Here is a 3038-nt window from a genome sequence, read left to right as displayed (position 1 = left end):
GCCGTATTCTGGTAGAGGCGAGTCGCCATCATGTGCTCGCTCTCCTCGATCGTCATTCCGTCCACGTGGTCGATGCGTTCGCCGACGGCGTAGTCGTCCCAGCGCTCGCGGCTGCCGGCGAGCTCGCCATCATACTGGTCGACGCGGATACCGGCGGGAACGATCAGGTCGTTGGTGGCGACCGCTTCGGGCAGCTCGGGAACGATCGCTTCCGGCGCCGGCGAGGCCGGGTCACGCTTGCGCACCATCACCCAGCGCACGTATTCGAGGGCGATCTGCGCGCGCTGATTGACCCCGCGCGAGCGCACATAGACGATCCCCGTCTGCCGGTCGCGGTTCTCCTTCAACCCGATGACCGTCGAGTCGGCGGTCAGCGTATCGCCGGGATAGACGCGATGCCCGAAGCGCCCGGCGGCATAGCCGAGGTTGGCCACAGCATTGAGCGAGATGTCGGGTACGGTCTTGCCAAAAACGATGTTGAAAGCGAGCAGGTTGTCGATCGGTGCGCGCGGGAAACCCAGGCTGTGGGCGAAGGTGTCAGCCGAGGTGAGCGGAAAGCGCGAGCCGGTGAGCGCCGTATACAGCGCGACGTCGCCCTCGTTGATCGTGCGCGGCGTGGCGTGGTTGATCGTCTGCCCGAGGCGGAAGTCTTCGAAGAAGTTCCCCCGGCTGGTCTTGTCGTTCATCAGGCACCTCCCCTGGGTCTATCGGAAAGCGTTGACATTACAGCTCATAGGCGGCGGCCAGTTGCGGGTCGCGGCGGGCCACCAGGCGCGCCAGATCGACGATCACCTTGGCCTGTTTCCATGTTGCGTCGTCCTGCATCTTGCCGTCGATCGTTGCCACGCCGCTGCCATCCGGCATCGCCGCCAGAATGCGTTTGGCGAAAAGTACTTCCTTTACATCCGGGCTGAAGACGCGCTTGGCGATGGCTATCTGGTTCGGCGCCAGCGACCAGGCGCCCGAGCAGCCCATCAGGAAGGCGTTGCGGAACTGCGCCTCGCACGCCGCCTCGTCCTTCAGGTCGCCGAAAGGACCGTAGAACGAGCGCAAGCCGTGGGCGACGGCGGCATCGACCATGCGCGCGACGGTGTAGTGCCAGAGGTCCTGCTGGAAGAACGCGCGCTGTCCGCCGTCCGCTTCGGCGTCGGCGAGCACGCCGTAGCCCGGATGACCGCCGCCGACGCGCGTCGTCTTCATGCCGCGCGAGGCGGCCAGATCGGCCGGACCGAGGCTGAGGCCGTGCATGCGCGGGCTGGCCGCGCAGATCGCCTCGACGTTGGTGACGCCCTGCGCAGTTTCGAGCAGCGCGTGCAGCAGGATGGGCTTGTGCACCCCGTACTTCGCTTCGAGCAGCGCGACGTACTGATCGACGAAGTGGATGTCCCACGGTCCTTCGACTTTGGGGATCATGATCACATCGAGCTTGTTGCCGACGTGCCGGATGATCTCGTGCAGGTCGTCGAGCACCCACGGGCTGTTCAGCGCATTGACGCGCACCCACATCGCGGTGTCGCCGAAGTCGTTCCCGGAGAGCAGTTCGATGAAGCCGGCGCGCGCCGCGTCCTTGGCTTCGATCGGGATGGCGTCTTCCAGGTTGCCGCACATGACGTCGCACTGGCGTGCGGTTTCCGGCGCCTTGGCGCGGATTTTCTCGATGTGCGGCGGGAAGAAATGGATCATCCGCTCGGGCCGAATCGGCAGTTCGCGCAGCGGTTGCGGTGCGCCGATGGCGAGCGGCTTGTAGAAATGAACGGGTAGCTTCACTGGATTTCCCCCTGGAGAATGGCGGCTGGTGGATCGGTGGGCGCGGAGTCGCTCGCCTAAGCCGGACCGGCGACGATGCCGGCGTCGTGCAGGCGGCCGACTTCGCCTTCGCTGAGGCCGAGAATGTCGAGCAGGATCTCGTCGGTGTGCTGGCCGAGGCGTGGCGCTGGAACGGCCGGCAGCCGGTCGGCGCGCGTGAAGTCGAGCGGGCTGCCGGGCATCAGATAGCGCCCGACGCCCGGCTGCTCGGTGAGCGAGAACATCGGGTTGTCGGTCGAGCAGTCGGGGTCCTCGGCGATCGCCTGGCGCACCGTGCGGTAAGGACCCCAGGCGACGCGATGCGCGTCGAGGATGCGCGCCGCTTCGGCCAGCGTGCGGGCAAAGAACCACGGTTCGAGCAGGGCGGCGATCTGCTGGCGGGCGCGATAGCGATTCCCCTCGTCGTTCAGATCGAGGCCGAGGCGTGCGGCCAGCGCGTCGACGCCGGCCTGCACGCCGGTCGCCTTGAGCAGGCTGCGCCATTGCAGGTCGGTCAGGCCGACGACCATCAGGCGCTTGCCGTCGAGCGTTTCGAAATCGCGTCCGAAAGCGCCGTACAGGTAGTTGCCCTGGCGTGGCCGGTCGCTGTCGTTGATCATCACCTCGGCGATCATGCCGAAGTGGCCGATCATCGCCAGCGCCACGTCCTTCAGCGCCAGGCGGACGAGTTGCCCTTCGCCGGTCAGCCGCCGATGGCGTTCGGCGGCGAGCATGCCGAGCGCGATCATCTGCCCGCTGATGAAGTCCCAGGCCGGAAAGACATGATTGACGACCTCCGGCGAAGTCGTCGGGCCGGTCATCCAGGGCAGACCGACCTGCGGATTGAGCGTGTAATCGACCACCGAGCTGCCGTCTCGTTGTCCGGTCAGGTTGACCATCACCAGATCGGCGCGCTCTGCCTGCAGCGCCTCGTAACTGAGCCAGCCGCGGGTCGGGAAGTTGGTCGAGAAAAGGCCGGCGTTGTCGCCCGGCGCACAGATCAGTTGGGTGAGCAGTTCCTGCCCGCGCGGATGGCGGAACTCGACGACGATCGAGCGCTTGCCCTTGTTCAGGCCGGCCCAGAAGTGGCTATGCTTGCCGTCCGGCGTCAGCGGCCAGCGGCCATGATCGAGTCCGCCGCCAATGCGATCGAAGCGAATCACGTCCGCGCCAAGCTGCGCCAGCGTCATTCCGCCGAGCGGTGCGGCGACGAAGGCAGATCCTTCGACAACGCGCAATCCAGAGAGAATACC

General features: G+C 66.4%; 3 protein-coding genes. All 3 read right to left on the bottom strand.

Going from position 1 to position 3038, the window contains the following annotated elements:
• On the bottom strand, positions 1–686 hold a 686-nt coding region (locus tag RKP46_RS14930; RefSeq protein ID WP_311107365.1), incomplete at its 3' end, for a MaoC family dehydratase.
• A gap of 37 nt (positions 687–723) precedes the next feature.
• The gene (locus RKP46_RS14925; protein ID WP_311107364.1) at positions 724–1767 is read right to left on the bottom strand and encodes a CoA ester lyase; all 1044 of its coding nucleotides are present in this window, start codon (positions 1765–1767) and stop codon (positions 724–726) included.
• A 56-nt stretch (positions 1768–1823) separates the two neighbouring features.
• The coding region (locus tag RKP46_RS14920; protein WP_311107363.1) for a 2-methylfumaryl-CoA isomerase at positions 1824–3038 on the bottom strand (1215 nt) is incomplete at its 5' end.

The organism is Accumulibacter sp. (assembly GCF_031732815.1).
Taxonomy (GTDB): domain Bacteria; phylum Pseudomonadota; class Gammaproteobacteria; order Burkholderiales; family Rhodocyclaceae; genus Accumulibacter.
Note: the sequence above shows the minus strand (reverse complement) of the source record. Positions and strands in the feature narration are given on the sequence as shown.